The following is a 3,434-nucleotide window of genomic DNA, read 5'->3' as shown; positions in this document are numbered from 1 at the left end:
CGCCACTGTTGGCGGGGTTCCGGCAGTTTTTCTCTTGAGCGTTACCCTGCCCCTGACCCAGTTTCCGGTGCCACTTTGCCAGTTTTCCTCTCTCTGTTCTCTGTTTGCCTCTTGAGCGTTCAAGAGGTCGCCTCTAGGATTCATGCGGGTTTCAGGCTCATCGGTTATGATCACGAATTGGGTGAGCGCAGGCGACCGAAACAGGGAATAGCAGGCCGTGAATCGTCTCAACCTCAGGCCCAGAAAAGTACTTGGGTTCAGAACGCCATTTGAGGTATTCTTCGGTAAAACGGTGCGCCACACTAAGCCACCATCAGGTGTTGCACTTCGAACTTGAGTCTGCGCCCCACACTATGTCACCAAGAGCCAATATTTCTAGCAAGAAGGTCGAACCGTCCATGGTGATGTCCAGTTTTGCTTCCCTTAACCTGCAGGTGGGCGAGTTGTTGCAAGCACAAGTGTGGGCAGGTCAAAACTCCCAAAAATACAGCGTCAGGCTGATCGGTTATTGTGAAAAGCGGAGTGTTTTGGTGACTGCTCCTGAATTCAATGGCCATGTGATCTTGGCGCACGAGGGGCAAAATATTGTCATGAGATATTTCTCGGGGAAAAACGCCTATGCCTTTACTACGAGCGTGTTGCGGGTTTGCAATACACCATACCCTTACCTCCATGTGACCTATCCGGTTTCCATTCAAGAGATGAAGATCAGAAAGGCAGTTCGGGTTAAAACGAATGTCTCTGCCTTTGTTTATCGGGAGGACACTCCAGAAATGAAACTGGCATGTACCATTTCAGACATCAGTTTTACCGGCGTACAACTGGGCTCCACGGTTTCATTGGGACAGGTAGGTGATGTGTTCAAGTTATGTATTCAGGTTTCAAGCCAAGGAGTTACGGCAAATATTTTCCCTTCTGTTGTGATCAAGGTGATTACTGAGAACAAATGCCAGGACGGGGATGGGGAATCGCCATTATTCATGTACGGCACCGAATTCCATAACCTTGATCAGACCGAATCCTTCGCTCTTCAGGTTTTAGTCTATCAGAATATATTGAAAGGACCCTGACCAAATAAATTTCACTTCCACATTTTTCCTTACCCTCGGTTGCATCTTCTGGTAAAAATTGTGCATACTCAATAACGAGCGCTTTTCATGACAGTAAAACCTCAATACATCCAGAGAATACTCGTTATAGGTGCTGGCCGCGGCGGCTTAGCGATGCTTGATCTTTTTCGGGAAGATCCGATGATTAATATTATCGGTATTATTGATACTGATCCACAAGCTCCAGCACTAGAAATTGCAAGGAAACACGGCATTCTGGATTTTACCGACCTTTCTGAAGCAATCGAAGCGAGCAGACCTTGTCTCGCATTCAACCTTACAGGCGATGACAGTATCACCGCCTATATTGAATCTCAGTTAGGAAGTGAGAATATAATCGGTGGTTTCCAGGCACGTTTCATTTGGACTTTACTTACCCGTCTGAAACAAACAAATGAACAGATTATTGCTCTCGCCCACCATGATTCCCTTACAGGACTTCCCAACCGCATCCTGTTCTATGACCGTCTCAATCAAGCAATAACAAGAGCACTTCGAGATAAAGAATCGATCGCTGTCCTCTATCTTGATCTTGACGGTTTCAAACATATCAACGACACATTAGGGCACGATGCTGGCGATGCACTTCTGCGCGAGGCTGCCAAAAGAATCATGGCATGCGTTCGGGAATCGGACACGGTGGCGCGCATAGGTGGTGATGAGTTTACGGTGATTCTCTGTAATGCGCAAACAACGAGCAGCAACGACCACGTAGCCAAGAAAATTGTTGATGCTATCGCTTACCCATTTATGATCAACGGAAAAAATTGTACGGTGAGCGCCAGCATTGGTATCGCTATCTATCCAGACCACGGAGAAACAGCAGAGCAGTTGGTAAAAATCGCCGATGCCGCAATGTACTTGGCCAAACACAGCGGGAAGAACTGCTGTCGTTACACCAAGCCACCATCGGGTTGCATTTCAATTTCGAATCCACCCATTAATAAATCACCACATCCACAGGACCTGGGAGATGCCACATGACCTGTAAAAGCATTCTCGTGGTTGACGACATGTTGTCCATACGTACCGTTATATCCTCCTTGCTTAGGAGCAGTGGTTACAAAACGATGGAGGCGAGCAGCGGAGAATTAGCGCTTCAACTTATGCGGAGCAACTCGTTTGATCTGATACTCTCGGATTGGAACATGCCTGGCCTCACCGGCACCCAATTCGTGTCGGCTATCCGAACCAAGGATTCCGTTATTCCGGTTATCATGGTGACCGCGGAGGCCAACCGGGAATGCTTCATGGAGATGAAAAGAATCGGTATCAGTGGCTATATCTTAAAGCCATTCAAGCCGCAGACCATTCTGGATTTAGTAGACAAGATATTTGCTGAACCAAAAAAGTCGTGAGGTAGTCCTGGTTGGGATAGCGTCGTCTTTCAGCAACCCTGCTTTGCACCTTGCAAAAAATCCTTTTTCATAACCAGTTGCCCAATATTGGCATGAAGTTCCACGCGATAAATTTTCGATAAATGCAAAAATGGTCGAATCGTCCCGTTTTTGTGTTCGTCCCACCCCACCACCAGGAAAAATCCGGAGCGGTTGGGAGGGCCGTATGTCTAATGTTCAGTTACCTAACGACCTGCTCAAAAATTCCGGCTCTCCTGTATATTGATGTGATGGGTGGACAGAAATGCCCAAGCAGTTTCGAGGAAATAACCTTGTTTTTTTACCCTACCTTCAAGAAAGGGAAAATCGGCACTCATCAGGACTGACGGGGCACTTACCCGAGTGCAATGTCTCAGGGGGCCGATACGATACAGCCCAAGTTTTTTTTCATAGTATTTTGCGTGACGAGGATTGATTTCTAAAACCCCCATTGAACAGTTGCACTGGGTACGAAGATACAGATAGGCGAGATAGAATAACTCAGACAGTATGTGTCGGTTGCAGGCGACGGGTCTGAGGGCAAGACGTCCAAATTCACTGAGCCGGTTTCCTTGTTGACGCAGTTCGTTGAGGTGGTCTTGGTAGGTTTCGTCGGCAAATAAGCCATGAATGGTGTCGGGTCTTACGGAGATGGTTCCGATCACTTGCCCCGAGTTTTCGGCGGCAATGAAGGTAATCCACTGGTCATGGTCTTCCAGAGACAGGGGGGGTGAATATCCGCGTTTGGAGTATTGGTTGTGGATGAGGTCAAGAGATGCGGATTTTTGTTCATTAGTGACTGCAAGTTCCAAGTGAATAGTCTCATGAACCCGTGAAGGGATTCTGGCGTCCAATAGAACTTCGTTATTTGAAACCTGAATCCGTGTTCGTTATAGAAAATCCCCACCCGAGACCGAATCGACATGAATTTGACCGGCCAGTCTTTCAA

Annotated in this window: 4 protein-coding genes and 1 pseudogene; 4 read left to right on the top strand and 1 reads right to left on the bottom strand. The window is 47.4% G+C overall.

The window, feature by feature from the left end:
- Nucleotides 1–214: 214 nt before the first annotated feature.
- The 4 genes and pseudogenes from M6F29_RS12600 to M6F29_RS11495 all read left to right on the top strand — a co-directional run.
- Nucleotides 215–337, top strand: a pseudogene (locus M6F29_RS12600) (IS30 family transposase); the annotation flags it as partial.
- A gap of 61 nt (nucleotides 338–398) precedes the next feature.
- Nucleotides 399–1,070, top strand: coding sequence for a flagellar brake protein (locus M6F29_RS11505; RefSeq protein WP_298159997.1), 672 nt, complete (start codon nucleotides 399–401; stop codon nucleotides 1,068–1,070).
- Between the two features lie 87 nt (nucleotides 1,071–1,157).
- Nucleotides 1,158–2,093 (top strand): diguanylate cyclase domain-containing protein, encoded by a 936-nt coding sequence (locus M6F29_RS11500; protein ID WP_298159994.1) that lies wholly within the window; start codon nucleotides 1,158–1,160, stop codon nucleotides 2,091–2,093.
- On the top strand, nucleotides 2,090–2,467 hold the full coding sequence (locus tag M6F29_RS11495) for a response regulator (protein WP_298159991.1): 378 nt from the start codon (nucleotides 2,090–2,092) through the stop codon (nucleotides 2,465–2,467). Before M6F29_RS11500 ends, M6F29_RS11495 begins: the two co-directional genes overlap by 4 nt.
- Before the next feature lie 236 nt (nucleotides 2,468–2,703).
- Here the strand turns inward: M6F29_RS11495 and M6F29_RS11490 are convergent, their stop codons facing one another.
- Nucleotides 2,704–3,297, bottom strand: coding sequence for an N-acyl amino acid synthase FeeM domain-containing protein (locus M6F29_RS11490; RefSeq protein ID WP_298159989.1), 594 nt, complete (start codon nucleotides 3,295–3,297; stop codon nucleotides 2,704–2,706).
- Nucleotides 3,298–3,434 lie beyond the last annotated feature (137 nt).

This window comes from Ferrovum sp. (genome assembly GCF_027317285.1).
Classification (GTDB): Bacteria; Pseudomonadota; Gammaproteobacteria; order Burkholderiales; family Ferrovaceae; genus Ferrovum.
This window is presented reverse-complemented; position numbering and strand designations above follow the sequence as displayed.

Excerpts from the sequence above, each read along its gene's own strand:
- M6F29_RS11495 (WP_298159991.1), top strand. The coding sequence starts at position 2,090 with ATGACCTGTAAAAGCATTCTCGTGGTTGACGACATGTTGTCCATACGT.
- M6F29_RS11505 (WP_298159997.1), top strand. The coding sequence starts at position 399 with ATGGTGATGTCCAGTTTTGCTTCCCTTAACCTGCAGGTGGGCGAGTTG.
- M6F29_RS11500 (WP_298159994.1), top strand. The coding sequence starts at position 1,158 with ATGACAGTAAAACCTCAATACATCCAGAGAATACTCGTTATAGGTGCT.